A 24,212-nucleotide genomic window follows, 5' to 3' on the forward strand; every position below is an offset into this window, starting at 1 on the left:
AGGCCAACCACCTCAGGGAGGTCCGCGACATAACGCGCAAATCACCAATCAAGCACAAATTACACTTGAACACACATTGAACTGTGCCCATCTTTTCATTCAGACTGATAGGCAATCACGTTATGAAAAACGCGAGCCATGAAATGCAAAAGGCTTTCAGATCGGTTCGGACCCGACATTCCCTGTCGGTTCCCCCTGAACAGGCGCTGGCATTCATACTGGTGATGCAACTCGACATCACAGTACATTTTTCAACCGTAGATCGATAAGAAAGGATCTTTCATGTCTGTAAAAGGTAAGGCAATCTTGGTGACGGGTGCCAGCCAGGGCATCGGGCGCGGTATCGCCCTGAGACTTGCAACAGACGGGGCGGATATAGCCCTGGTGGACATCAAGGCAGACAAGCTTGAAAATGTTCGCAAGGAAGTCGAAGCTCTGGGCGTGAACGCCACCACCTTCGTCGCCGACGTCAGCAGCCGCGACGAGGTCTATGCCGCCATCGATCATGCTGAGAAGGAACTCGGCGGCTTTAACGTCATCGTCAACAATGCCGGTGTCGCGCAGGTCAAGCCGCTCTCTGACGTGGAACCAGCAGACCTCGACCGGATTTTCCGGATCAATGTCGACGGCGTCGTCTGGGGCATTCAGGCCTCAGCGAAGAAGTTCGCAGACCTCGGGCAGAAGGGCAAGATTATCAATGCTGCGTCTATTGCCGGACATGATGGTTTTGCCATGCTCGGCGTCTATTCGGCCACCAAGTTCGCTGTGCGTGCGCTGACCCAGGCGGCGGCCAAGGAATATGCCAGCAAGGGGATCACTGTGAACGCGTACTGCCCCGGCATCGTCGGTACAGACATGTGGGTAGAGATAGACGAGCGTTTCGCCGAGATTACCGGTTCTCCGAAGGGCGAGACATTCAAGAAATATGTCGAAGGCATCGCGCTCGGCCGCGCTCAGACGCCGGAAGATGTTGCCGCCCTCGTCGCTTTCCTGGCAAGCGACGATTCCGACTACATCACCGGGCAATCCATCCTCACCGATGGCGGTATTGTCTATCGCTGAGGGAGCAAAGGCGGACGATAATGCGGTTCATGCCGTCGGATGCGGGAAAATCCCCATCCGGCGGCGCAAAACTGGCCGCAGTTCCTCTCGGCCTTGAATTAATGGCCGGACATCTCTTGAAATATCCACTCCAGGGGGATAGGATATTTCAATGTCAGACTCGTCTTTCGTACACACCTCTCACGACGCCGTGGTCAAGCGTCTCAGGCGCGCCGACGGCCACCTGCGAAGCGTCGTCGAGATGATCGAGGCCGGGCGATCGTGCCTCGACATCGCCCAGCAACTGCATGCTGTCGAGAAGGCCATTTCCCAGGCCAAGAAAACGCTCATCCAGGATCACCTCGACCACTGCCTCGAGGACGTCGTCGGGCCGATTGCGAAAGAGCAACGCCGGTCAATCGACGAGTTCAAGGAAATCACGAAATATCTTTGAGGCGGTAACGATGCTGCAGGTACTGTCGAATCGCACCTACAGGCATCTTTTCCTTGCCCAGGTGATTGCACTTGTGGGAACGGGGCTTGCCACCATAGCGCTGGGACTTCTGGCGTTCGAGCTCGCTGGCCCCGATGCCGGCGCCGTGCTGGGAACCGCCCTCGCCATCAAGATGATCGCCTATGTCGGCGTTGCCCCGATCGCATCCGCCTTTACCGAGCGCCTTCCCCGGCGCGCCATGCTCGTCTTTCTCGACCTGGTGCGCGCATGCGTGGCCATGTTCCTGCCGTTCGTCACCGAAATCTGGCAGGTCTATGTGCTGATCTTCGTGCTTCAGGCCGCCTCAGCCGCTTTCACGCCGACCTTTCAGGCGACGATCCCCGATATACTTCCCGACGAAAAGCAATATACGCGGGCGCTGTCGCTATCCCGGCTAGCCTACGATCTGGAAAGCGTGGTCAGTCCGATGCTAGCAGCCGCGTTGCTGACGGTGATTTCCTTCCACAGCCTCTTTTCCGGAACGGTTGTGGGCTTCATGGCCTCCGCTGCTCTTGTCCTGACGGTGGTGCTGCCCAGCCCGCGCCCGACCAAACCACGCGGCATCTATGACCGCACGACACGCGGAATGCGGATCTATCTCGCGACGCCGCGGCTACGCGGCCTGCTCGCGATCAATCTTGCTGTGGCATCGGCGGGAGCGCTCGTGATCGTCAACACTGTCGTCTATGTGCAGTCCGCGTTCGGTCTCGACCAGACGGCGATGGCGCTCGCACTGGCAGCCTTCGGCGGCGGCTCGATGCTGTCGGCACTGATCCTGCCACGACTGCTCGACACCGTGCCGGACCGCCCGGTGATGCTCTCAGGCGCTATTCTGCTCGCAGCCGGCACGGCGGCGGCGGCATTGTTGACGTCCTACGGCTGGCTTCTGCCGCTCTGGTTCGTCCTCGGTCTCGGCTATTCGACCGCACAGACGCCGTCAGGCCGTCTCCTGCGACGTTCCTCGTCGCCGGAGGACCGCCCGGCCCTGTTTGCCGCGCAATTCGCGCTGTCCCATGCATGCTGGCTGATCGCCTATCCGCTTGCCGGATGGGCCGGGGCTGCGTTCGGCCTGCCCGGCACGGCTCTCATTCTGGCTGCGCTAGCGGCGACGGCCATCGGCGTGGCGTTCACTACCTGGCCCGCGAGGGATCCGGAAATCCTCACCCATGAGCATAAGGAGCTGCCGCAAGACCACCCGCATTTGCGGGAGGCTCATGGCCGAAGTCATTCCCACCCCTTCGCCATCGACGATCTTCATCCCGCCTGGCCGGTGAAGGGATGAAGTAGTTGGAGCAAGTTTTGGCGCTCGCGGGGTTGTTCTCCGTTGCCTTCCTCGCAGCGACGATCCTGCCTGCACAGTCAGAGGCGGCTTTCATCGCCTTGCAGGCGCTCGGCTACCCGGCAGTCCTTCTCGTCGTCGTAGCCGGGTTGGGCAACACGCTTGGAGCCGTGGTGAACTGGATCATCGGCCGTGGTGTCGATCGCTATCGCGAAAGGCGCTGGTTTCCCGTCTCGCAGGCCGCACTCGATCGTGCCTCACGCTGGTACAGCAATTGGGGCCGATGGAGCCTTCTGCTCTCTTGGGCTCCACTCGTCGGCGATGCCCTGACGGTTGCCGCGGGGGCGTTGAGAGAGCCCTTTTGGAGCTTTCTTTTTCTAGTCGCTGTGGCCAAGACCTGCAGATACATCATCCTGGCGATGGCTGTCGCGGAAGTGACTCCCTAACGCAAACGGCTTCTGATCGCCTCCATCTGCTGGATCTCTTCGCGCTGGGCATCCGTGATCTGTGCGCACAGGCTGACAAGTTGAGGGTCCGACAGCGATGCCTCACGGCACATCAGAATGGCTCCGGAATGATGCGGGATCATGGAATCGATGAACTGCCGGTCATCGATCAGCGCCTGGCTCCGCGTCGCCCAGAAAGAGCCCACGGTCAGCGCGGCGAAGAGAACGTAGAGCGCCAGGTTCATCTCCCTGTTTGGGAACATGCCCGGCATCGTCGCCAGCATGAAGATGCCCATCGGCGCCCACATAGTCAGGGCCATGTAGAACATGTTCATGTTGTTGCGAAAATCGCTCCAGCCGTCGATCATCGAGAACATGACGACGTACATGACCACCAGCCCAAGGGTCATGTTGATCCAGAACATCAGATAGGGGCGGCCATGCGATCCATGACCGCCGCCGGTGTTATGAGCGCCATGATGCGTCTTTCGGGGACTACCATGCGCCACGTGATCGTGAGACATCACTCTCTCCTTCGGTCGTTCAGTGCCCCATGCCCATCGGCTTGAAGATCATCCAGAGCGCCATGCCGATCATCATCAGGTTCTCGGTGAGCGAGACGAAGCCGAGCGGCACATTGCTGTCACCGCCGACGCAGGCGCATTTCAGCTCGCGCTTGTCGATGTAGACGGCTTTGAACACCGAGATCGCACCGATGCCGCCGATGAACAGGGCGACCGGCACGGAAACCCACATCAGTGCACCGGCCATCATCAGCACGCCCGCAAGCGCCTCGGCGAACGGATAAATCTTGCCGTAGGGAATCCAGCGCTGCGCCAGCAGGTCGTAGTTGAGGAACATGGTGGCGAAGCCGTCGACGTCCTTCAGCTTCTGGAGCGCGAGCAGACACATCGCGATGGCGACGAACCACTCCGCCGCCTGCACGGTCGCGAGACTGCCATACGCAGCCCAGCTCGCCGCCAACGCCATCAGCGCCGCCATGGCGAAAAGCGCGATGACCGGCTTGTAGGTCACGGCGTCCTTGTCCTTGACCTCCTTGCCGAAGAAACGGACGAGATCGTCATAGCCGCCGATCCGCTTGCCGCCGATGAAGGTCTGCGGCGTCGACTGCACATTGTGCTTTGCCTTGAAGGCGTCGGTTTCCTCGCGCGTCGTCAGGTGCCGGTCATCGACTTCGTAGCCCTCGCGCTTGAGAAGATCGAGCGCCTTCAGCCCCCAGGGGCAGGTGTGGTCGGCCATCACCATGCGGTGCAATTCGGCGCGCTTGGCTTCATGCGTTGCCATTTTCAAATCCCTTCGTTCTCAAAGCTTCGCCTTCGCGAAGACCTCGACCAGTTCGTCAAACTTACGGCGCTGGAGAATCGGATCGCCGGATGCCATCGCTTCCTCCACGCAACATGCCGCATGAGACCGCAATACGCGGTCCTCGACCTTGGAGAGTGCCGCCTTCACGGCATGCAGCTGATGCAGGATATCGATGCAATAGCGATCGTCTTCCACCATCTGGCCGATGCCTCGAACCTGGCCCGCGGCCCTGTTCAGGGACGAGGTGATCGCTCTCTTGTCTCTCTGGCACATAAGATACCCATACCCTGTCAGGGTACATATGCGCGTCGAGCAGATTTGTTCCCTATGGGAGCAATTCTTCTGCTCCATCGCATAGTCAGGCATCTGCAAATTTCAAGAATGTCAGCAGCGGAGGCGCGTCACGCACCGCCGTTCAGTCGCCCCGAGCGGCCCTCGCCTCACGGAAGAAAGCGACGAGATCGTCGTGGCCGCCAATCCGCTTGACGCCGATGAAGGTCTGCGGCGTCGTCTCAACGCGGTGCTCAGCCTTGAACGCATCGACCGCATTGTGGGTCTTGAGGATATGTTCTTCCACCTCGTATCCTTCGCGGCGGAGAAGTTCGAGCGCCTTGGTGCCGAACCCGCAGACAAGTTCGGGCGTGGCCATCCGATAGAGGACCGCATGCTTGACGGGGTTCCTTGCGATGGCCGGCGCAACGTCCGGCCTCGACATTCTTGAAGACCGGCAGGCCTACTGGACGGTGCGTGCCACTGCGCCCGCGCGTGGAACGATCGAAAAGTCCTCATCCGCCTGATCGGTCTCGAGGCGTTCCAATATCGGGCAATGTGGACGATGATCGCCCTTGCAGGCGTTGACGAGCATGGTCAGCGTATGTGCCATGTCCTGGAGATCCTTGATCTTCTTATCAAGGGCGCTGATGTGCCCCTGTGCAAGGCGCTTGACCTCGGCACTCTGGCGCGTCTCGTCCCGCCACAACCCGACGAGATCACCGATCTCGGCTATGGAAAAGCCGAGATCGCGCGCTCGGCGTATGAATCGCAGCATGTGCACGTCCGTATCCGAGTAGTCGCGATAGCCCGATTCCTTGCGGTCGGCCGGCGGGATGAGCCCGGTCTGCTCGTAGTAGCGGATCATCTTGGCGGAAACGCCCGATGCCTTGGCGGCTTGTCCGATGTTCATCTTTCTTCTCCCATAGAAGTGGCGGCTGGCCCTTATATAGGACCAGCCGCCCCGGTTTTTCAGCTTGCGACCTTGAAGGTCTTGAGCCGCAGTGCATTGCCCAGCACGAAGACGCTGGAGAGTGCCATCGCGCCCGCCGCGAAGACCGGCGAGAGCAGGATCCCGTAGGACGGGTACAAGAGTCCCGCCGCAACCGGGATCAGGGCGGCGTTGTAGACGAACGCCCAGAACAGGTTCTGCCGGATGTTGCCGATCGTCGCCTTCGACAGCGCGATCGCATTCGGCACGCCCTGCAAGCTGCCCGACATCAACACCACGTCCGCCGCCTCAATGGCGATATCCGTGCCCGTGCCGATGGCGAGGCCGACATCCGACTCGGCAAGAGCCGGAGCATCGTTGATGCCGTCGCCGACAAAGGCGACCTTGCCGTACTGGCTCTTGAGCCGGCGAACCGCCTCGACCTTGCCGTCCGGCAGCACTTCAGCCACCACTTCGTCGATCCCCAGCTTTGCCGCGATGGCCTTGGCCGTACGCGCATTGTCTCCGGTGATCATCGCCACCTTGAGACCGAGGTCATGCATGGCCTTGATCGCGGCCGGCGTCGTCGGCTTGATCGGGTCGGCCACTGCGATGATCGCAGCCAACTTGCCGTCGATCGCAGCATAGAGCGGCGACTTCCCCTCATTGCCCAACCGCTCGGCGACCTTGGCGAAGCCGCCTACGTCATGGCCCAGCTGGATCATGTAGCGGTCGGCGCCGATCTCGACGCCCTTGCCGTCGGCGCTGGCCTTCACGCCCAGGCCGGTGACCGACTCGAAGTCCGATACGGCCGGCAATGCGATGGCTTCCGCCGCAGCGGCATCCACGATCGCACGGGCAATCGGGTGTTCCGACCTGGCCTCGACGGCGGCCACCAGCCCCAGAACCTGCGACCGCTCGAAGCCGAGCGCCAGTTCGAGATCGGTCAGAGCCGGCTTGCCTTCGGTCAGCGTACCCGTCTTGTCGACAGCGACGACCTTGGCGTCCTTCAGCAACTGGAGTGCCTCACCCTTGCGGAAGAGCACGCCGAGTTCCGCGCCGCGACCCGTACCGACCATGATCGAGGTCGGCGTGGCCAGGCCCATGGCGCACGGGCAGGCGATGATGAGCACCGCAACCGCATTGACCAGAGCGAAGGTCAGCGCCGGCGACGGGCCGAAGTAGAGCCATGCCGCGAAGGTCAGGGCCGCGACGGCGAAGACGACGGGCACGAAGTACATCGTCACCTTGTCGACCATCGCCTGGATAGGCAGCTTGGAACCCTGCGCATCCTCGACCATGCGGATGATCTGGGACAGCACCGTGTTGCCACCGACCGCCGTCGCCTTAATAGCGAAGGCGCCTTTCTGGTTCACCGTGCCGGCAACGACCTCACTGCCGTTCTTCTTGGAAACCGGGATCGGTTCGCCCGTGATCATCGACTCGTCGACATAGCTTTCGCCATCAACCACCTCGCCATCGACCGGAACACGCTCGCCGGGACGGACCTCGACGATATCTCCGTTCGCCACCGCATCGATGGCGACCTCGACCACCTTTCCGTCACGGCGCACTCGCGCAGTCTTGGCCTGCATACCGACCAGCCGCTTGATCGCTTCCGATGTCCGGCCCTTGGCGCGAGCCTCAAGCAGGCGTCCGAGCAGGATCAGCGTGACGATAACCGCAGCCGCCTCGAAATAGACGTTGATCGTGCCTGCGGGCAGGAAGCCCGGTGCGAAGGTCGCGACCAGCGAGTAGCCATAGGCGGCGAGCGTACCGACCGCGACCAGCGAGTTCATGTCGGGGGCGAGACGCCAGAGCGCCGGGATGCCCTTTTCATAAAACCGGATGCCCGGAACGAACAGCACGATCGTCGTCAGCACGAACTGGAGATACCAGCCGTTCTGCATGCCGATGGTGGAATCGATCAACGCATGAACGCCGGGAATGACGTGCGAGCCCATCTCCAGAAGAAAGACCGGCAGGGTCAACGCAGCCGCGATGGTGAAGTCGCGGGTGAGTTCCCGACGCTCCGCCTCCTTCTTCTCGGCGCGGTCGTCCGTTGCGGGCTGGCCGCCGGCGGCACCGGCAACGGAGAGCAATTTCGCCTCATAGCCAGCATTCCCGATAGCCGCCACCAGCGCGGCGCCATCTGCGGAGCCACGGATGGTAGCCTTTTCCGTCGCGAGGTTGACCACCGCCTGCGTGACGCCCGGCACTTCCTTCAGCGCGCGCTCGACACGGCCCACGCACGACGCGCAAGTCATGCCTTCGATCGCGATCTCCACGGCGCGTTCCGAAACGGTCGAATTGATGAGCTTCGCTTCATAGCCGGACGCCTCGATAGCGGCCACCAGCGCGGCATTGTCCGCCGAACCCTTGATGGTGGCCTTCTCGGTGGCGAGGTTGACGACCGCTTCGGTCACGCCGGGGACGGCTTTAAGCGCTCGCTCGACGCGGCCCACGCAGGACGCGCAGGTCATGCCTTCGATCGCGATCTCGACCGGACCCGAAGCAGCCGGAGCGGCGGCTGGAACAGCAAGAAAGCTGGCGGGAACCTCGTAGCCAGCCTTCTCGACCGCCTTGACGAGCGCCGCACGATCGATAGACGCGTCGGCGGTAATGCTTGCCTTCTCGGTAGCGAGATTGACGACAGCATCCGACACGCCGGGCACAGCCTTCAGCGCCTTCTCGACACGTCCGACGCAGGATGCGCAGGTCATGCCTTCGATGGGCAGGGAAATCGCTGCATTCTTTATGTCCGCAGCTCGAACAGGGGCATTCATCGCCGCCTCCTTTCTGGATGGGAATTCGAGTTCGGACAGACATATGGTCCTTCCAACAATGGGAAGGTCAATAGCAAAATATCTGTTTGTCGGCCCTTGACCTTGCCATCGTTGGAAACCCCATCTTCCCACCATGAGAACAATAAAGGAGCTTTCTCATGGAACTTCGAGTTGAAGGCATGACCTGCGGCGGCTGCGCCAAGTCTGTCACCAAGGCAATCCAGTCCGTCGATCCCGATGCGAAGATTGAAACCAACCCTGCCGCCCGAAGCGTCACGCTTGAGACGACCGCTTCCCAGGCAGCTATTCAGGAAGTTCTGGCAGAGGCCGGCTATCCTGCAACCGTGAACTGACAGGAGATTCTTATGAACAAGCTTACGCCGATCTTCATCGCCGGAGCCATCGCTCTCAGCGCCGGTCTGGCGCTCGCACAGACCCAGATGAACAACGGCCAGGATCAAAACATGCCGGGCCACAATATGTCCAACATGGCCGCCGATGCAGCAATAGATAGCCCGTCGACAAAGGCATACGAACAGGCAATGGACGCGATGATGAAGGACATGATGGTGCCCTATACAGGTGATGCCGACGTGGACTTCATGCGCGGCATGGTCCCGCACCATCAGGGCGCAATCGACATGGCAAAGGTCGCGCTTGAATACGGCAAGGACCCCGAGGTCCGCAAATTGGCCGAGGAAGTAATCAAAGCTCAGGAGGGCGAAATCGCCTTCATGCAGAAGTGGCTCGCCGACCGGAGCAAGTAAAGCGCTTCGGAAAACAGGCGCTTGTACAAAGCGTTAGGACCCGGATCGCATTGCGCGCGCCGGGTCTTTTCGCTGCTGGGTGGGGCGAGTGAACACTCAGGTTCGGCATTCTCCGCCAAATGCCCACAAAGAGGCTTACTTTGGGGCGAAGGGGCTTACCCACCCGCCCCCGCCCTGCCCATCAGGCGTAGCCTGCGGAAAGGCTTCCGCTAGGTAATTGAGAATACGCTCGCGATCCTCGGGATCAAGTTCCCACATGCCGTGACGCTCGACCATCACGGTCAAGGTATTGTCCCACAGCTCGCGCGTCATTCCCTGGCGGGCGACAACTTGAAAGCTATGGCAGGCAGAGCAATTGTAGAACGTATCCTCGCGCGCCTCGCCTGCGGGGAGATCCTCCGGCTCGGCATAAATCTGCAATGGTTGTGACAAAACAGGAGCGCCCGTCACAATCACGGAGGCGGCGACAAGCGACGCCCCCGCCAGAATGGTCCTCATTCCCATCCCCGTCAACCAACGAGAACCGCAAGGCGGTGCATCGGATTCCCACCATAACCCTGCGGGTTCCAGTTTCCAACCACATGCGGTTGCATGGTCCCGTCCTCGCCTGTCGCGCGTGCCCATATTTCGTAATAGCCATCCGAGGGCAGGTCTATCGCCGCCGTCCAGCGCCGCCAGTCGTAGCGGTTGCGCGGCTCCTGTAAATCTACCGCGTGCCACGTCGCACCAGCGTCGAGCGAGACGTGAACCGCCGACACCGCAACGTCGCCACCCCAGGCGGCGCCGCGCAATTCCAGCTTTCGCGTTCCTGCCGGAAGCCGGGTTCCGTTTGCCGGCGAAGACACAATCGAACGCAGCGGCATCGATTCCAGAATCCTGAATTCAACCCCTTCCGGTCCTGAGCCTGGGATCATGGGTGTAGCCGGGACCCTGTATGACGTGCCCGTCATCCCTGGTCCATCGTGCTCATCGTCACGAATGAGGATCCGTGTCAGCCATTTCTGCGAGGCAGAACCCGGCCATCCCGGTATGATCAGCCGCAGCGGGCCGCCATGAACGAGTGGCAGATCCTGGCCGTTCATCCCCCAGACAATCATCGAATGCTCTTCCAACGCCTTCTCGATACGCACGCCACGGGAGATGACCTCGCGATCGGCATCGCCTGAAAGATGGGAGTCGGCTCCAAAATGCCCCGTATAGGCTGCTGAGGGCTTAAGCCCGGCTGCCAGCAGAACATCGCGCAACCGGACGCCGGTCCATTCGGCGCAACCAGCGCCCCCGTTTGTCCATTGGTTTCCGCGTGCAGGCGGATTGAAGAAGGAACGTCCGTTGCCCCCGCATTCAAGCACCATGCGGAACGTTACATTCTCAAATCGCTGCTTCAAGTCAGCCAGGGTCAAGGTTAACGGATTGTCGACGCTGCCTTCCACGATGATGGACCACGCCTGTGCGTCGCCAGGAGCCTCGGGGGGAATTCCGTTTTGGCGGACGAAGAACTTGTCGATAGGAGTGGTATCGTCATTCAGAAGATGCTCGGGCGCTTCGGCGACGAACGGGCGGTCTCCAATGACTGAGAGACCCGAATTTTTCCCGACTTGAGCCAACATAGCTGCAGGGTCCGGATTGTCCTGGGCATAGGCGGTCGACACAAATCCCCCCGGCATGTTTCGCGCAAGGGGAAGGGTCGCACCCAGCACTGTGACTGCACCCGCCAGCCCGAGAAAATCGCGCCGCCCTGTACCCTGCGCTTGCTGAGAACTTCCTTCGTCGGCCCTGACATCACGGTGCGGGGTCTTCATTCCGGTATCCTTTCAAGTCTGGGAATGTTGTGCCTGGCTGTGATCATTTAGGAGAAAAAGCTACCTGTTTTCCACAGTAACGCAAGGTTATTCTGATAAATATCAATGCGTTATATATGACCAAACACATCGTGTCGCTCGGTAGAGGAAAAGTACCCGGCCCGGCTGATAGAAAAACGCCGCAATGATGTGCCTACTTGCCGCGCACGGCAAACTTGATGATTGAATGTTTTGTTTAATTACTTGAGCTCCACTGTCGCCGCGCAGGACTGCCGGAGGCAACAACCAGCGTGCGTCCATGATGATGGTGACGGCTATATCGCAAATGCGGACGTAGCGAGAAAAGTAACGGCGCGCCGGTTCTCGAAGACGATTTCATAGTCTCCGCGCCGGGTGAAGTCGTCACGTTCGTGCCTGCCGACAAGGGGCACAACGCGGAATTTAGGAAAGGTATGTCACCCAAAGACGCGGCCACATTCAAAGGTAAAACAGAGCAGACCACTGTCTCGGTCGAAATGCAGCCGTCCACGGTGCGGAAGTTCACGTTCAGTTACGCCATGGAATGGTGGCACTGATCGTTGTCGGCGAGCCAGTGAATGTTAACGAGACGAAAGTTGTCGAACACCTTTGAAAGGCCGCTGGCATAGATTCCGGCGATTTGACGCCTAGAGTTGTGGCAACTGTTTCGCCGGAAAGGGAATTGCGTAAACGAACGCGCCGCACCACCTGAGAAACCGGCCGTCAAAATTTACTACCGGCCGATTTTCACTTAGAAATCGGATCATCACAGTGCTCATAACTTTTCGACCGTAGACAATTGACCCGGACGGTCTACCTGAACGGTTACATGGTCTATATTATAGCGGTGTTTCAGCCAGTCTGCCACCAGAACTGGCAGCATCAAAGGGTCGATCCCGTTGGCCGGCGTCACATGCAAAGTAGCCACGACGGTATCGTCAGTCAGCGTCCATGCATGGAAGTGACCAGCTTCGGCAATCTCCGGAAGTTCTGCAAGTTGAGCTTCCGTTTTTCTCGCATCGATCCCACGAGGCACAGCCTGCAACAGCACACGAATGGACTCGCTTACGAGCCCCCAAGCCGACCTTACAACCAAAATGGCTACGAGCACCGACAGTATCGGATCGAGCATCATCCATCCGGTCAACATGATTCCAATCGCAGCCGCGATCGCGCCCACCGAGCCAAGAAGGTCGCCGACGACGTGAAGCAGTGCTCCACGGAGGTTGCTGTCTCCTTTGGTGCCCCTCATAAGTATCCAGGCGCCCGCGATGTTAACGAACAGACCCACCGTCGCTACGATGAGCATCGGACCGGCAAGTACCTCGACCGGCTGGTTGATGCGGTTGATGGCCTCCCACGTAATCCACGCCACGAGAAGAAGTAGCGTCGCGCCGTTTGCAAGTGCTGCGAGAACGCGGACACGATGGAAGCCATAGGTACGCGTTGCATCTACCGGTCGACGTGCCACGCGATAAGCGATGAGAGCCAGAAGCAGAGCCGCCGCGTCGGAAACCATGTGTCCGGAATCTGCTATCAACGCCAGGGAACCCGAAAGCCATCCCCCTATGGCCTGGACAGCAGCGTAGCTTGCCGTGAAAATTAGTACGTATCTAATACGCCGCTCGTTGCCAGCGGTCACCGACGTTCGGTGATCATGGCCATCATCTTCACTGTGAGACACCTTTTTGACCATTTGTCTTCCGGTCATTCCCATCCCCTTGCTAGCGGCGGGAGATAACAATCTACGACCGCAAGACAACCATAATCATGCACGTACGGGCAAGTCACCATCGAAAATTTACGCAGAAGACCCGGAGCAATAAGTTTATCGGAAAACTAATTGAATCTAAATCTAAAATTATTCAAAAACATTAATTGTGAAATATACAAATATAAGCATTATCTATATAACAATATCAAATTATTTAGATAATTTTATTCAATTCATTTTTCGTAAAATCATTGACACCGGTTATACTAAACCAGAAATCGCGCAAGTTGCATAATAATTGCAAGCATAATTGGCTGATGAAACAGATAGATAATCAAGCTACGCTTCCCAAGCCAGACAAGGGCGTTTTTTGGGCGTCCGATTGGTAACATATGATCAAGCGCGTATTCTTTCCTATTGTCGATCAGCACTTTTGTCCCGGCCATACCCATGAGCGTGATCCCTACCCACGGGAAAACAGGCACGAAATCGTTGCTCGGCGGTACGTTTTGCGCAAATCCAATCCAGGCAAGCCAACGTGTGTCAAAGAGTTCCGACTGCCATAAGGAAGGAACCACCAGCATGCCAGCGCCCGAAGCAAGACTTAGCCACCAAGGTGTCCGCTGGAATAATGTACCAACTAACGTCGCAACGGCGATCGCATGCAAGATGCCGAAGTAAATGAACGTTGCCGGAAAAACATACCAGGTCACCAGCGTAATGGCCACGGCTGCGACGCCAATTTTCGTAAGTCGAAGCAGATAGGCGCTCGGCCGGAACCGAGAGCGAGAGGACAAGGCTAGGCTGATCCCGACCAGCATCACAAAGCTTCCGGCCAGAACACGCCCGAAGCCGAGCCAGAGTGGATGGTATGCGACGCCCGAAATGAAGCCAGTAAATTCCAGATCCCAAACGAAGTGGAACAGCACGACGCCCGCGATTGCCAGACCGCGCCACGCATCGACCATATAAACACGGGCTTTCATTACGAAATCGATTCTCCTTTCGGCGGAACCGTTTCGTAGAAGCTCATCCGGCTAGAGGGTCAAGATGTCGCTGTCGCAAGGCATTGAACCTCTAGCAGGGTGAGGTTGTATACTTGGGTATGGGTTTTGAGATCTCAAATATCGGCGTGGTGGCGGCAATCGCTGCCGGTGCAGTTTCCTTCCTATCGCCCTGCGTGCTGCCGCTGGTGCCCGGTTATGTATCGTTCATCGCCGGCACCGCCACTCAGGATAAACGCAGCGATCCGGATCGCGGCAAGCTGTCCGTCGCCTGGCTGAGCATATGTTTCATCCTCGGTTTCTCAACGGTGTTCGTCATACTCGGAGCGGGAGCCACAACCCTTGGCCAGTCGCTTCGCTCCTACAGCTACGAAGCGGGCATCATCGGTGGTGTCATTGTCATCATCTTCGGCCTTTTCACCACCGGAGTTCTACGTCTCCCCATGCTGCAAAGGGATGTCCGCTACCACGGCAGCCTGTTAACAGGCGGGCCGACGGGCGCATATCTGCTTGGTCTGGCATTTGCGTTCGGCTGGACGCCTTGCATCGGCCCGATTCTCGGAGCGATACTGACAGTCAGCGCTGTGTCGGCAACGGCACTGGATGGTGTCGCGCTCCTGGCTCTCTACTCTCTCGGGCTGGGAATACCCTTCTTTCTGGCCGCGCTTTTCACAGATCGGCTGATCGTCTTGCTTCCCGGCCTGCGTAAGACTGGTCGAGCGCTTCAGGTAACCGCCGGCGCCATCATGATCGTTATGGGCCTTGCCATGGTGAGCGGCTACATGACCTGGTTCGCATTCTGGCTATTGGAGAAGTTTCCGGTTTTTGGGTCAATCGGCTGAAAATCTGTCAATCGCACGAACCCTGAAAGTTTAGACCGGCTCGGATCGACGAAGGGCTCCGCGGGGATCGACCTGAACGGTTACATGATCGATCGCGTAGCGCTCCTTCAGCCAGGCCGTTATTACGGACGGCAACTGAAGCGGATCGCCACCCATTGCCGGCGTAACATGGACGGTCGCGACTACAGTGTCGTCCGTCAGCGTCCACGCGTGAAAGTGCCCTGCCTCCTCGACAAGCGGCAACTGGCTGAGTTCCAATTCAACGTTACGGGCATTCAGCCCGCGAGGCACCGCCTGCAGGAGCACCCGGATCGACTCGCTCACCAGAGTCCAGGCTGAACGAACGACAAGCAGCGCCACGAGAACCGAAAGGATCGGATCGAGCGCCCTCCAACCCGTCAGCATAATGCCGATGGCGGCAGCGATGGCTCCGACAGATCCCAGTAGATCGCCGACGACATGGAGGAACGCTCCGCGAAGGTTACTATCACCTTGGGAGCCGCGCATGAGAATCCAGGCTCCCCCCAGATTGACCAGTAACCCTATAGTCGCGACAATGAGCATGGGACCCGCGAGAATTTCTATAGGCTGGTTGATCCGGCCAACAGCTTCCCACGCGATCCAGGCAACCAGAAGAAGCAGACTCGCCCCGTTTGCCAGCGCGGCAAGGACGCGCACGCGGTGGAATCCGTAGGTCCGGCTATTGTCCGCAGGCCGCCTCGCTACCCGATAGGCAATCAGCGCAAGAAGTAGTGCTGCCGCGTCCGACACCATGTGACCGGAGTCCGCGATCAGCGCGAGCGAACCGGAGAGCCAGCCGCCGATTGCCTGTACAGCGGCGTAACCGGCAGTGAAGATGAAGACGAGCCGAATACGCCGCTCATTGCCGGCTGTCACCGCCGTTCCGTGATCATGCCCATCATTCGACCCGTGGATTTGCGAATTCATTCTCCAGGTCCCTCCAAGGGTCTCACTTCCGGTTAGCAGTTAAATTCGGCTTCAACCGGGGATGATACTCATCTGAACAGTATCTAATGCGAACGTTCCGCGCACGGACTCGTCCTACTGAATACTATGCGGTCTCTTAGATCGCCAGAAACGGAACGCGGATGCCAAAAACACTCGCAAGCAATGTAAAATTAAGTGCGAGAACGATCGTGGCACCGACGAACGCAAGCCATTTCGTGCCCGGCCGCATGGCGTAACTACCCATCACATCCCGTCGCGAGGTGAAAATGATCAAAGCGATCATCGGCACGGGCAGGGCAATCGACAAAACGACCTGACTCATCACCAATGCCTGGGTCGGGTTGACGCCCATGGCAACGACCACGAAGGCAGGCAGCATTGTCACGAGGCGTCGGAGCCATATCGGGACATGGAAATGCAGAAAGCCCTGCATGATTGTTTGGCCCGCCATGGTGCCGACCACGGAGCTTGAAACGCCCGAGGTAATCAGGGAAACGAGAAACACCGAAGCGGCTGCGGTACCGAGCAGCGGTGTCAGCATATGATAGGCGGTCTCGATCTCGGCGACGTCGCTGTTGCCTTGATGAAAGGCGCTTGCGGCCATGATAACCATCGCCATATTCACCATGCCTGCGATGGCGAGGGCAACCACAACCTCAATGTTGGAGTATCGCAGTACCTTGCGGCGATCATTCTCGTTCCGGATCCGGACGCGGGACTGAGTGAGGCTCGAATGCAGGTAGATGGCGTGCGGCATCACCGTAGCGCCGATGATTCCCACTGCGATGGTCAATGCAGCTGCGTCCGGAAGCTGTGGCGTGATCAGACCTGTGGCGGCCTCTGTCCAGTCGACAGGGGCTATCACCAGTTCGATAAGATAACAAAGGCCGATGATCGCGACCATCGAGCCGATGATAAGCTCCATCGGCCTGAAGCCATGTTTCTCGAATACCAGTATACCATACGTCACTATAGCCGTGACCGACATGCCCCAGAATATGGGAAGGTCGAAGAGCAGCGCCAGACCGATTGCGCCGCCGAGAAACTCCGCCAGATCCGTCGCCATGGCCGCCACTTCGCTCACCGCCCACATCACCCAGACAACCGGCGCAGGGAAGTGGTCGCGCGACATTTCAGCAAGGTTCTTCCCCGTCACGATGCCAAGGCGGGCGGACAGAGCCTGGAAAAGCATGGCGATAAGGTTTGCCAGAAGCACAACCCAGAGTAACTGGTACCCATAGCCTGCGCCGGCCTGAATGTTGGTTGCGAAATTGCCCGGATCGACATAGGCGATTGAGGCGATCACTGCCGGTCCGACAAAAAGGAGGCGGCCGGTAAAGCCGCGACGTTGGCCGGAAAGCACTTCAGCCATGGCGTTACGCGTGCGCTCTGTATCGTACATAAGGGTACCTAAATGCAATTGTGGGAACTTTTATAGCCGGTGCTATATTAAGTGCAATAGGGTAATATAATAAGTTTCATGCATGATGGTAACGTCGAATTTGCCAATTCGCGGAAACAAGTTTACCCTTGGCTAAATTTGAGCCGCGGGCTCATCTCTCCGATTAGGTGACCGACAGATACAGATGACAAAGCCCAACAACTCTCCGCCTCGCCCCGCCCAGCACGCGCGTCGCTTCGCACATGTCCGGGAATGTCAAGCAAGCGCGCTCATCGAAGACTATGTCGAGATGATCGGCGACCTTATTGAAATCAATGGAGAGGCAAGAGTTGCAGACATCGCCGCGCGAATGGGCGTGGCGCAACCTACAGCAACCAAGGCTGTCGCGAGACTAAAACGCCAGGGTCTGGCAACGTCAAGGCCCTATCGCGGGATATTTCTGACCGACGAAGGCAAGCAGCTCGCGGACCGTGTACGGTCACGCCACCTCATCGTCGTTCAATTCCTCGTCGCTCTTGGAGTGCCAGAGGAAACAGCCGAGATTGACGGCGAAGGCATCGAGCATCACGTGTCAGATCAAACTCTCTCTGCATTTGAGAAATATTTAGCATTTATCAAATCAAAATGAAAAAATTGAACATTAACTAGCCAGACCGCATCTCTGAAAATATATGAAATGATATATTTTTCTCAGAATTGAAAGTATTGTTTGCATTTATAGCTCGTGAAGATAGGATAGTCCCGACATATAAGGGGTTGATTGCCGCTGACGCCGGAATATCAAGTGCTGCGGCGCTTGAAGTATCTATCGGAAATCTTCTTGGATGCAGGCATGATTGAGTCGCCTAGCGTGTTACTAGAACGGCTGTGTCGGAGCGTGCTCAAACTGGAACGCTAAAATTCAGTCCGCTTATTGGTCATATCCAACCGGCGGCGCACCGGCTTCGAAAGGTCCCTTTTGGCGAGCCGTTTCGATTGCATCAGCAAGGGGTTTCTTTCCGACTGCCCCCTCGATGATCTGCTCACCGGCAATGAACGAAGGCGTACCCGTCAGCCCAAGGCGTTGCGCAAGCGCGATGTTAGCTGAGATGATGCTCTCCACCGCAGGCTTGGCCATCTCTTCAGACAACTGTTTGCGATCAAGGCCCATCTCCTCTGCCAAGCCTAACGCACGGTCACGGTTTATTTGTCCCTGCATATCCATCAGTCTGACATGGAAATCGGCAGCGACAGAGTTGCCTTTCAGTCGGCTTACGGAAAGCGCCACCTTCGCAGCCTCAACTGAACCCGGCCCAAGAATCGGAAAATTCTTAAGAACGACCCGCAGCTTGGGATCCTCGGCCACGAGGGCTTTGACGTCTGGAGCTGCCCGCTTGCAGTAGCCGCAGTTGAAGTCGAAGAATTCAACCAGCGTCGTGTCCCCATCAAGATTTCCAAGGAGTACATCGTTGCCTGAGCGAAGCAGTGTATCCGCTTCCGCCTGTATCGTCTGTAACCTGGCTTGGGCTTGAGCCGCCTGGGTCCGCTTTTCAAGTTCCCCGAGCGCTTCCTCGATGATCTCGGGATTCTGCAAGATGTATTCCCGGACGATCTTTTCCACCTCTCCGCGATCAACTGTTTGAGCGAACACAGGCGAGGACGCTAACAGCATCGCGTAGGTAAAGCAGCCTAGCCGGCTTATACGCACAACTTCCATGATTGATCCCCTTCGGCGTTAGTCGAACAATCGGCCGAGGAATGAGCCGTGCCTTCGACCATGACCGCCATGGCCATGGCGGTCATGGTCGCTATAGTCGCGACGATGGTCATCGCGACAGTCGCTGGACGCATTGCGTGCTGGCGTTTGGGCACGTCCGCGATCTAGCTGTTGCTGGGGATAGTGAGCGTCTTCAGCCACGCTGCGCTCGATGATCTTGTCGAGCTCACCTCGATCCAGCCATACCCCCCGGCATTTTGGGCAGTAGTCGATCTCGATACCTTGTCGCTCGCTCATGACGAGGTCGACCCTGCAAAGCGGGCAAAGGAGGCTGTGACCTTTCGCGCCAGATACCTGGGAAGTTCCTAACATTTGTTCTCTCCTGGCAATCGCGTGGGCGACTAAAGCATCCTGTTGCCAGAACGTAGGACCTCCAGCAGGTTGAGGTTCAAGGGCGAAAATGTCGCAAGATTCTGCTCAAACACGACAGTGCTGCTGCCGGTGTTTGGACACCGGCTCGGTTTGCAGCCCGTTACATCTGCAACAGATGCTCGATCAGGATCATCGATCCAAGGCAACTAGGCACAAGGCCTCCGACCAACTCAGCCTTCTCACAAGGCGGGCCGAAAAGGACAAAACGAAGATAGAAGCGGTGGCAGATAAGGGCCCGTGCAAGGGCTTGCTCTACAATGGGAGCTGCCAACCAGAAATCACAGCAGCCTGTCGCAGCTCTTCAATCACTTCAATGCCGATGATACCGGCGAGGAACCAGCTGACGTCTTTTAGCGACCGAATGAATGTCTGCGACTGGACAAGAAGAATATCCTCACTTTCCGGAACATGGAGGCGCGGAAAGAAACGCGGCACGCGGGCCATGTACAAAATGTAATCCGCCCCAAACAGGCTAAGAAGCCTCTTTTCTTCATTCTTGATCACAGATCTGTAGTAACCAAAAAACACGATGGCGCTTATCACCGCCAAAGAAATATTCTGTGCCGCGAGGCATACGCCAATCAGCCCGAGGAAGGAGAAAAAGTAGAGTGGATTTCTGCTGAGCGAATACGGTCCGCTTTGGCATAAATCCAGATCCTTTCGTCCTCCGATGTATAAGGTGCACCAGAGCCGACCAAGGACTGCCGCAAAGACCAGAAAGAAGCCAACAAACTCGACCAGGCTGTAGCTAAGTGTTTCAAAACCTTCCGGCTGAGTTGCAATGAGCATGGTCAGCCACGCTGGAGCCAACAGCCAGGTAACCAAGGTTCTTTTTCGCTCGACCGGCGACTTCGCATGCATCGACTTCAACAGTTATCTAGCTCCAGCCGCCACCAAAGGTGCGATAAAAAATATGCGATCCGATTTGGGTCATGCGCTCCATGGAGCGAGCCCAACGCGGGCTAACGTAGGTGGCATTGTAGTGGGTCGATGACGCGACTTCGGGTAAGAATATCTTCCCACCGGTGACTGCCATCGCCACATCCGTTGCCAGACGATACGCGCGTCGATCCGCAATGACATCTGGAATGCCGTCGCAGGCAAAGGAAAACTGGCATCTGTTGATCAAGCTGTCGTTTTGATAAACTACGTCGCAGACGCTTGCTGGATATGCAGGGTTTCGCACACGATTGAGAATGACCTGCGCGACCGCGGCCTGGCCCTTAACCTCTTCGCCTCTAGCCTCGAAATAGATCGCGGTTGCAAGGCACTTTTGCTCGGCGCTTGAAAAGACGGATTTCGGAAGGGGCTGCTTCATCCAATCGTGGTCACCTTCCATCGTGGGCGGGACGAAGCGACCGGCTTCCTCATCGGTCCCCAGCAGCGCTGCGAAGGCACCGGATGAAGCATGGAACCCGTCCTTTGGGGCATAAGCTGTGGCCAGGATGTCTGCGCCATCGTTGTTGACCAGTTCAGCAAGAACCTCTGGTATTCCGACGAGACGATCGTCCGCAGGGCTATGAAAGGTCGACTGACCCGACGCGAAATCAGCATCAGGGTTTGCAAATCCTCTTAGAAGATAGGCTGTATAAGTTTCCGACTCGAATATGCGCGCTGACAGCGCCTGACTGACAAGCCGAGCCTCCGGGCTCTTTCGGGATGCCACACTAAGGAGACGTGGCTTCTTTGTTTCTTCGACCACTCTCTGAGATGTGAGGGAGAGTTCTCGGTTTACAGGCAAATTGATGCGCTGGCCCGGGACTACCAGATCCAGATTTCCGACGTTGCCGGGAATATTTGCATTGCGCAGGCGGAGCTCCTGCAAATGGGAACAGTTGTCGGATCGCTCGACATAGGCCGCCCACCGATCTGCTGTCGGACCGATCTCACGTTCCGATTTAGCGTCCCGGATCCCGGTGGGCGACGCAAAACCGAATACCAGCCAACTCGCGCAGAGAACTGCAAGCACCCGCTGGCGACCGCCCAATGATCGTCGCTGGGCAGCGACCTTCGATTTCGACCGCAAAATCTCATTCCTCCGAATGCCCACACGCGGAAAAGAATCGAGTGTTAACCTTGATAGAAAGTTAACGCCAGTGTGACTGCACGTCGCGATGTCACGGCTGATCCATATGCCCAACTGCGCCTTTACCATCGAGAGAGCAGTGCGGCAGTTGTTCAACATCGACGCTGTGAAGGTTTCGCTGATCGACCAAAGCGCACTCGTAAAACACGACGGTGGCAAGGTGTCCCAAGGTGTTATTTTCGAGGCTGTCAAAGGTGCTGGCTACGACGTGCCGCGATGAGAACCTCAGGATTGCAGGCGATAATAGTATTTTCTGAGCCGACAAAGCGCGGAACCATTGAGCTAGCTTCGGCATCGGAAGTGTCGAGGTAATGACGAACTTCTGAAGCGCGTCCTGATGCCGCTTGCGAACGCGCAGGTGGCGCGGGATTTTTTGATGCTCCTATTCGTCAGAGCTGCGCGATAGAACCGCATCCATGGTGATGTCTCAGGGTAGTGGAAGCGTTCGAGGCGGTCGGACACACCATCACGAGACCACGGCCCCTTGTTGCCTCGAGTCGGTGCTCTACCGCGATTTCTGGATTAGCGATCCCGGTAGGGAATTATTCTCGGCAGGGGACTTGAACCTCATCCAACTCGAGATGCTACCGTTCCCGGCCACTGCTTGTTTCGTCAAGTATTTTTGATTTGCTCGCCTCTCATGAAGCGAGGGGCTGGAAGATGTCCTGCGGGAGCGACGGTATGATTGTTGAGCTTGGGCATTTTGCGCTGGTGCTGGCCTTCTCGTTGGCCGCCATACAATTCGCCGTTCCGCTTGCCGGTACTCAGTTTGGTGATTCCAGATTGGCAGCCGTTGCAGGCCCGGCTGCGACGATGTGTTTCCTACTCACTACGCTGTCATTTGTCGCACTGACGTCCGCCTACGTTCAGTCAGATTTCTCGGTAGCAAATGTTTGGGCGAATTCGCATTCTGCAAAGCCAATGCTATTTAAAATCACAGGTGTGTGGGGAAATCACGAGGGATCGATGCTTTTATGGGTCCTGATTCTTACATTATTCGGTGCGTTAGTGGCTTGGTTTAGCAATAATCTGCCACCGACGCTTCGGGCGAATGTGCTTTCGGTGCAAGGGTTGATTGCAGCGGCGTTTCTGCTCTTCATCCTGACGACGTCGAATCCTTTCATTCGGATTAATCCCGCGCCTGTCGAGGGGCGAGATCTCAATCCGATACTTCAGGACATCGGCCTCGCGATACATCCGCCACTTCTTTACTTGGGTTATGTTGGCTTCTCGGTTTGCTTCAGCTTTGCCGTTGCTGCTCTCGTTGAGGGAAAGATCGACGCTGCGTGGGCGCGCTGGGTTCGGCCATGGACGCTCACTGCCTGGATATTCCTAACCGGCGGGATCTCGATGGGCTCTTACTGGGCGTATTACGAACTTGGTTGGGGAGGTTGGTGGTTCTGGGATCCCGTGGAAAACGCATCTTTCCTGCCTTGGTTGGCGGGTACCGCATTGCTGCATTCCGCAGTGGTGATGGAAAAGCGCTCGGCCCTGAGAATCTGGACGCTCTTGCTGTCTATTCTCACCTTCTCGCTTTCGTTGCTGGGAACCTTTCTCGTCCGATCGGGGGTTTTGACGTCGGTTCATGCTTTCGCCAGCGATCCTGCACGAGGCGTCTTTATCCTGATGATCCTCATAATGTTTATTGGAGGTGCGCTATCCCTATTCGCGCTGCGCGCCAATAGGTTGGCGCCCGGCGGGCTGTTTCATCCGATTTCGCGCGAGGGAGCCCTGGTTTTCAACAACCTTTTTCTGGCAACCGCAGCCGCGACGGTCCTGATCGGGACGCTCTATCCGCTCGCGCTCGAGGTGGTAACCGGCGAAAAGATTTCAGTTGGCGCCCCCTTCTTCAATCTAACCTTTGTCCCGCTGGTGGTTCCGTTGTTGCTTGTGGTCCCGCTCGGCCCTCTTCTTGCCTGGAAGCGTGGCGATCTCTATGCCGTCTCGCAACGCTTGTACGTTGCCTTGGGAGCAGCGCTGCTGGCGGCACTCATAGGCTTCTTCATGGTTGATGGAACCAACGCGTTGGCCGCCTTTGGAGTGGGGCTCGCATTCTGGTTGATGTTCGGGTCGCTTACCGACATCGCACTCAAATCTGGCATAGGAAACCTCAGACTCTCAGTCGTCTGGAGACGCTTAAAGGGTTTGACGCGCTCGATCTATGGGACGGCCTTAGCACATCTCGGGCTGGGCGTTACGGTGCTGGGCATCGTCGCCGTCACATCGTTGGAAATCGAGCGGATTGTCGTCATGCGTCCCGGCGATACATTGACGATCGCGGCCTATACACTCAGTTACAAAGGCATTTCGCCCTATCAGGGGCCGAATTTTTCCGAGGATCGAGCTCAGTTTGAATACTTCGATAAGGCTGGTCGCCTCCGGGGTGAAATCACCTCATCAAAGAGGCTCTACACTGCGCGCCAAATGCCGACCACCGAGGCTGGAATTGCTACGCGTGGCTTTAGCCAGCTCTACGTATCAATAGGCGACGTCACACCCGGCGGCGGTCTAGTGGTGCGCGCATGGTGGAAACCGCTGATTTTGCTTATCTGGCTTGGCGGTGCGGTTATGATGCTGGGCGGCACTCTATCACTTTTGGATCGAAGACTGCGAGTCGGGGTACCTTCAGCGCGCAAACTGAAAAGTGCCGTCCCGGTGAAGGCTGTAGCATCATAGATTCAGCCCCCTGTTTCATGTGCTCGATCTTGCCACCAGCGAGACGGTCGACTGGATCTAGGCACACGGATGGCTTCCCACCGCTTGGGAGGGAGGCAAACATAATGTCTGGAGTCATCGAGACCACCGTCTATCATCTCGCCGAATTGACGGACACGGCTAACCAGCGACGCTCACACTCGACCTTCGGCGGCAAGACGCCCGACGAGGTCTATGCTACGGCACAAATGACGGA

General features: G+C 57.6%; 26 protein-coding genes. 10 read left to right on the top strand and 16 right to left on the bottom strand.

From position 1 onward, the window contains the following. The first annotated feature begins 282 nt into the window (after positions 1–282). The 4 genes from ABDF71_RS12810 to ABDF71_RS12825 all read left to right on the top strand — a co-directional run bounded on the left by ABDF71_RS12810 (position 283) and on the right by ABDF71_RS12825 (position 3,259). Positions 283–1,062 (top strand): acetoin reductase, encoded by a 780-nt coding sequence (locus ABDF71_RS12810; RefSeq protein WP_158194165.1) that lies wholly within the window; start codon positions 283–285, stop codon positions 1,060–1,062. Positions 1,063–1,213: 151 nt separating this feature from the next. Continuing rightward, positions 1,214–1,495: a metal-sensing transcriptional repressor gene (locus ABDF71_RS12815; RefSeq protein WP_158194166.1), complete on the top strand. Its 282-nt coding sequence runs from the start codon at positions 1,214–1,216 to the stop codon at positions 1,493–1,495. Positions 1,496–1,505: 10 nt separating this feature from the next. After that, positions 1,506–2,816, top strand: a complete 1,311-nt coding sequence (locus tag ABDF71_RS12820) for an MFS transporter (RefSeq protein WP_158194167.1) — start codon at positions 1,506–1,508, stop codon at positions 2,814–2,816. Positions 2,817–2,821: 5 nt separating this feature from the next. Continuing rightward, entirely contained in the window at positions 2,822–3,259 is a 438-nt protein-coding gene (locus tag ABDF71_RS12825) for a YqaA family protein (RefSeq protein ID WP_158194168.1), read from the top strand. Here ABDF71_RS12825 and ABDF71_RS12830 read toward each other — a convergent pair. From ABDF71_RS12830 to ABDF71_RS12855, 6 genes are all read right to left on the bottom strand, one after another. Continuing rightward, positions 3,256–3,783 (bottom strand): DUF305 domain-containing protein, encoded by a 528-nt coding sequence (locus ABDF71_RS12830; RefSeq protein WP_199270310.1) that lies wholly within the window; start codon positions 3,781–3,783, stop codon positions 3,256–3,258. The genes ABDF71_RS12825 and ABDF71_RS12830 overlap by 4 nt on opposite strands. Positions 3,784–3,802: 19 nt before the next feature. After that, on the bottom strand, positions 3,803–4,564 hold the full coding sequence (locus ABDF71_RS12835) for a glutaredoxin family protein (protein ID WP_158194169.1): 762 nt from the start codon (positions 4,562–4,564) through the stop codon (positions 3,803–3,805). An 18-nt stretch (positions 4,565–4,582) separates the two neighbouring features. After that, on the bottom strand, positions 4,583–4,858 hold the full coding sequence (locus ABDF71_RS12840; protein WP_158196189.1) for a metal-sensitive transcriptional regulator: 276 nt from the start codon (positions 4,856–4,858) through the stop codon (positions 4,583–4,585). 142 nt (positions 4,859–5,000) lie between these two features. Further along, entirely contained in the window at positions 5,001–5,300 is a 300-nt protein-coding gene (locus tag ABDF71_RS12845) for a thioredoxin domain-containing protein (protein ID WP_302701558.1), read from the bottom strand. An 18-nt stretch (positions 5,301–5,318) separates the two neighbouring features. Beyond that, on the bottom strand, positions 5,319–5,768 hold the full coding sequence (cueR, locus tag ABDF71_RS12850; protein ID WP_158194170.1) for a Cu(I)-responsive transcriptional regulator: 450 nt from the start codon (positions 5,766–5,768) through the stop codon (positions 5,319–5,321). 59 nt (positions 5,769–5,827) lie between these two features. Then, a complete protein-coding gene (locus ABDF71_RS12855; RefSeq protein WP_158194171.1) occupies positions 5,828–8,572 on the bottom strand; it encodes a heavy metal translocating P-type ATPase in 2,745 nt (914 codons plus the stop codon). 158 nt (positions 8,573–8,730) lie between these two features. Between ABDF71_RS12855 and ABDF71_RS12860 the strand changes: the two genes are divergently transcribed. Both ABDF71_RS12860 and copM read left to right on the top strand, forming a co-directional pair. Continuing rightward, a complete protein-coding gene (locus tag ABDF71_RS12860; RefSeq protein WP_036589513.1) occupies positions 8,731–8,925 on the top strand; it encodes a heavy-metal-associated domain-containing protein in 195 nt (64 codons plus the stop codon). 12 nt (positions 8,926–8,937) lie between these two features. Continuing rightward, on the top strand, positions 8,938–9,339 hold the full coding sequence (copM, locus tag ABDF71_RS12865; protein WP_051517928.1) for a CopM family metallochaperone: 402 nt from the start codon (positions 8,938–8,940) through the stop codon (positions 9,337–9,339). Positions 9,340–9,474: 135 nt separating this feature from the next. Here the strand turns inward: copM and ABDF71_RS12870 are convergent, their stop codons facing one another. From ABDF71_RS12870 to ABDF71_RS12885, 4 genes are all read right to left on the bottom strand, one after another. Beyond that, a complete protein-coding gene (locus ABDF71_RS12870) occupies positions 9,475–9,837 on the bottom strand; it encodes a hypothetical protein (RefSeq protein WP_155269272.1) in 363 nt (120 codons plus the stop codon). Between the two features lie 11 nt (positions 9,838–9,848). Further along, positions 9,849–11,138 carry a sulfite oxidase gene (locus tag ABDF71_RS12875; protein WP_158194172.1) on the bottom strand — a complete coding sequence of 430 codons (1,290 nt, stop codon included), beginning with the start codon at positions 11,136–11,138 and terminating at the stop codon, positions 9,849–9,851. A 793-nt stretch (positions 11,139–11,931) separates the two neighbouring features. Next, positions 11,932–12,867, bottom strand: coding sequence for a cation diffusion facilitator family transporter (locus tag ABDF71_RS12880; RefSeq protein ID WP_051517930.1), 936 nt, complete (start codon positions 12,865–12,867; stop codon positions 11,932–11,934). 269 nt (positions 12,868–13,136) lie between these two features. Then, positions 13,137–13,856 carry a heparan-alpha-glucosaminide N-acetyltransferase gene (locus ABDF71_RS12885; protein ID WP_244953682.1) on the bottom strand — a complete coding sequence of 240 codons (720 nt, stop codon included), beginning with the start codon at positions 13,854–13,856 and terminating at the stop codon, positions 13,137–13,139. Positions 13,857–13,975: 119 nt separating this feature from the next. Here ABDF71_RS12885 and ABDF71_RS12890 point away from each other — a divergent pair, with 119 nt between their 5' ends. After that, positions 13,976–14,716 (top strand): cytochrome c biogenesis CcdA family protein, encoded by a 741-nt coding sequence (locus ABDF71_RS12890; RefSeq protein ID WP_036589522.1) that lies wholly within the window; start codon positions 13,976–13,978, stop codon positions 14,714–14,716. A 30-nt stretch (positions 14,717–14,746) separates the two neighbouring features. Here the strand turns inward: ABDF71_RS12890 and ABDF71_RS12895 are convergent, their stop codons facing one another. Together ABDF71_RS12895 and ABDF71_RS12900 are read right to left on the bottom strand one after the other, a co-directional pair. After that, complete coding sequence (locus ABDF71_RS12895) at positions 14,747–15,664, bottom strand: cation diffusion facilitator family transporter (protein WP_036589525.1); 918 nt, start codon at positions 15,662–15,664, stop codon at positions 14,747–14,749. Between the two features lie 136 nt (positions 15,665–15,800). Further along, positions 15,801–17,087 carry an Nramp family divalent metal transporter gene (locus tag ABDF71_RS12900; protein WP_036589528.1) on the bottom strand — a complete coding sequence of 429 codons (1,287 nt, stop codon included), beginning with the start codon at positions 17,085–17,087 and terminating at the stop codon, positions 15,801–15,803. 184 nt (positions 17,088–17,271) lie between these two features. Between ABDF71_RS12900 and mntR the strand changes: the two genes are divergently transcribed. Further along, on the top strand, positions 17,272–17,715 hold the full coding sequence (gene mntR, locus ABDF71_RS12905) for a manganese-binding transcriptional regulator MntR (RefSeq protein ID WP_036589530.1): 444 nt from the start codon (positions 17,272–17,274) through the stop codon (positions 17,713–17,715). 282 nt (positions 17,716–17,997) lie between these two features. On the opposite strand, the gene ABDF71_RS12910 is transcribed toward mntR, so the two are convergent. From ABDF71_RS12910 to ABDF71_RS12925, 4 genes are all read right to left on the bottom strand, one after another. Further along, positions 17,998–18,783, bottom strand: coding sequence for a DsbA family protein (locus ABDF71_RS12910; protein ID WP_158194173.1), 786 nt, complete (start codon positions 18,781–18,783; stop codon positions 17,998–18,000). Between the two features lie 18 nt (positions 18,784–18,801). Continuing rightward, positions 18,802–19,155: a TFIIB-type zinc ribbon-containing protein gene (locus ABDF71_RS12915; RefSeq protein WP_036589533.1), complete on the bottom strand. Its 354-nt coding sequence runs from the start codon at positions 19,153–19,155 to the stop codon at positions 18,802–18,804. Positions 19,156–19,467: 312 nt separating this feature from the next. Further along, on the bottom strand, positions 19,468–20,076 hold the full coding sequence (locus tag ABDF71_RS12920; RefSeq protein ID WP_244953829.1) for a methyltransferase family protein: 609 nt from the start codon (positions 20,074–20,076) through the stop codon (positions 19,468–19,470). Positions 20,077–20,092: 16 nt separating this feature from the next. After that, on the bottom strand, positions 20,093–21,184 hold the full coding sequence (locus ABDF71_RS12925; protein WP_500061605.1) for a cell wall hydrolase: 1,092 nt from the start codon (positions 21,182–21,184) through the stop codon (positions 20,093–20,095). A 145-nt stretch (positions 21,185–21,329) separates the two neighbouring features. Here ABDF71_RS12925 and ABDF71_RS12930 point away from each other — a divergent pair, with 145 nt between their 5' ends. Together ABDF71_RS12930 and ABDF71_RS12935 are read left to right on the top strand one after the other, a co-directional pair. Next, positions 21,330–21,521, top strand: coding sequence for a heavy-metal-associated domain-containing protein (locus ABDF71_RS12930; RefSeq protein ID WP_500061606.1), 192 nt, complete (start codon positions 21,330–21,332; stop codon positions 21,519–21,521). A gap of 464 nt (positions 21,522–21,985) precedes the next feature. Beyond that, positions 21,986–23,977: a heme lyase CcmF/NrfE family subunit gene (locus ABDF71_RS12935; RefSeq protein WP_094514408.1), complete on the top strand. Its 1,992-nt coding sequence runs from the start codon at positions 21,986–21,988 to the stop codon at positions 23,975–23,977. Positions 23,978–24,212 lie beyond the last annotated feature (235 nt).

It is taken from the genome of Ochrobactrum sp. WV_118_8 (genome assembly GCF_039631535.1).
Lineage (GTDB): Bacteria > Pseudomonadota > Alphaproteobacteria > Rhizobiales > Rhizobiaceae > Brucella > Brucella anthropi.

Bases quoted from the DNA above. Each gene is read 5' to 3' on its own strand.
- ABDF71_RS12810 (WP_158194165.1), top strand. From the start codon at position 283: ATGTCTGTAAAAGGTAAGGCAATCTTGGTGACGGGTGCCAGCCAGGGC.
- ABDF71_RS12815 (WP_158194166.1), top strand. From the start codon at position 1,214: ATGTCAGACTCGTCTTTCGTACACACCTCTCACGACGCCGTGGTCAAG.
- ABDF71_RS12820 (WP_158194167.1), top strand. From the start codon at position 1,506: ATGCTGCAGGTACTGTCGAATCGCACCTACAGGCATCTTTTCCTTGCC.
- ABDF71_RS12830 (WP_199270310.1), bottom strand. From the start codon at position 3,783: ATGTCTCACGATCACGTGGCGCATGGTAGTCCCCGAAAGACGCATCAT.
- ABDF71_RS12835 (WP_158194169.1), bottom strand. From the start codon at position 4,564: ATGGCAACGCATGAAGCCAAGCGCGCCGAATTGCACCGCATGGTGATG.
- ABDF71_RS12840 (WP_158196189.1), bottom strand. From the start codon at position 4,858: ATGTGCCAGAGAGACAAGAGAGCGATCACCTCGTCCCTGAACAGGGCC.
- ABDF71_RS12845 (WP_302701558.1), bottom strand. From the start codon at position 5,300: ATGTCGAGGCCGGACGTTGCGCCGGCCATCGCAAGGAACCCCGTCAAG.
- cueR (WP_158194170.1), bottom strand. From the start codon at position 5,768: ATGAACATCGGACAAGCCGCCAAGGCATCGGGCGTTTCCGCCAAGATG.
- ABDF71_RS12855 (WP_158194171.1), bottom strand. From the start codon at position 8,572: ATGAATGCCCCTGTTCGAGCTGCGGACATAAAGAATGCAGCGATTTCC.
- ABDF71_RS12860 (WP_036589513.1), top strand. From the start codon at position 8,731: ATGGAACTTCGAGTTGAAGGCATGACCTGCGGCGGCTGCGCCAAGTCT.
- copM (WP_051517928.1), top strand. From the start codon at position 8,938: ATGAACAAGCTTACGCCGATCTTCATCGCCGGAGCCATCGCTCTCAGC.
- ABDF71_RS12870 (WP_155269272.1), bottom strand. From the start codon at position 9,837: ATGAGGACCATTCTGGCGGGGGCGTCGCTTGTCGCCGCCTCCGTGATT.
- ABDF71_RS12875 (WP_158194172.1), bottom strand. From the start codon at position 11,138: ATGAAGACCCCGCACCGTGATGTCAGGGCCGACGAAGGAAGTTCTCAG.
- ABDF71_RS12880 (WP_051517930.1), bottom strand. From the start codon at position 12,867: ATGACCGGAAGACAAATGGTCAAAAAGGTGTCTCACAGTGAAGATGAT.
- ABDF71_RS12885 (WP_244953682.1), bottom strand. From the start codon at position 13,856: ATGAAAGCCCGTGTTTATATGGTCGATGCGTGGCGCGGTCTGGCAATC.
- ABDF71_RS12890 (WP_036589522.1), top strand. From the start codon at position 13,976: ATGGGTTTTGAGATCTCAAATATCGGCGTGGTGGCGGCAATCGCTGCC.
- ABDF71_RS12895 (WP_036589525.1), bottom strand. From the start codon at position 15,664: ATGAATTCGCAAATCCACGGGTCGAATGATGGGCATGATCACGGAACG.
- ABDF71_RS12900 (WP_036589528.1), bottom strand. From the start codon at position 17,087: ATGTACGATACAGAGCGCACGCGTAACGCCATGGCTGAAGTGCTTTCC.
- mntR (WP_036589530.1), top strand. From the start codon at position 17,272: ATGACAAAGCCCAACAACTCTCCGCCTCGCCCCGCCCAGCACGCGCGT.
- ABDF71_RS12910 (WP_158194173.1), bottom strand. From the start codon at position 18,783: ATGGAAGTTGTGCGTATAAGCCGGCTAGGCTGCTTTACCTACGCGATG.
- ABDF71_RS12915 (WP_036589533.1), bottom strand. From the start codon at position 19,155: ATGTTAGGAACTTCCCAGGTATCTGGCGCGAAAGGTCACAGCCTCCTT.
- ABDF71_RS12920 (WP_244953829.1), bottom strand. From the start codon at position 20,076: ATGCATGCGAAGTCGCCGGTCGAGCGAAAAAGAACCTTGGTTACCTGG.
- ABDF71_RS12930 (WP_500061606.1), top strand. From the start codon at position 21,330: ATGTCACGGCTGATCCATATGCCCAACTGCGCCTTTACCATCGAGAGA.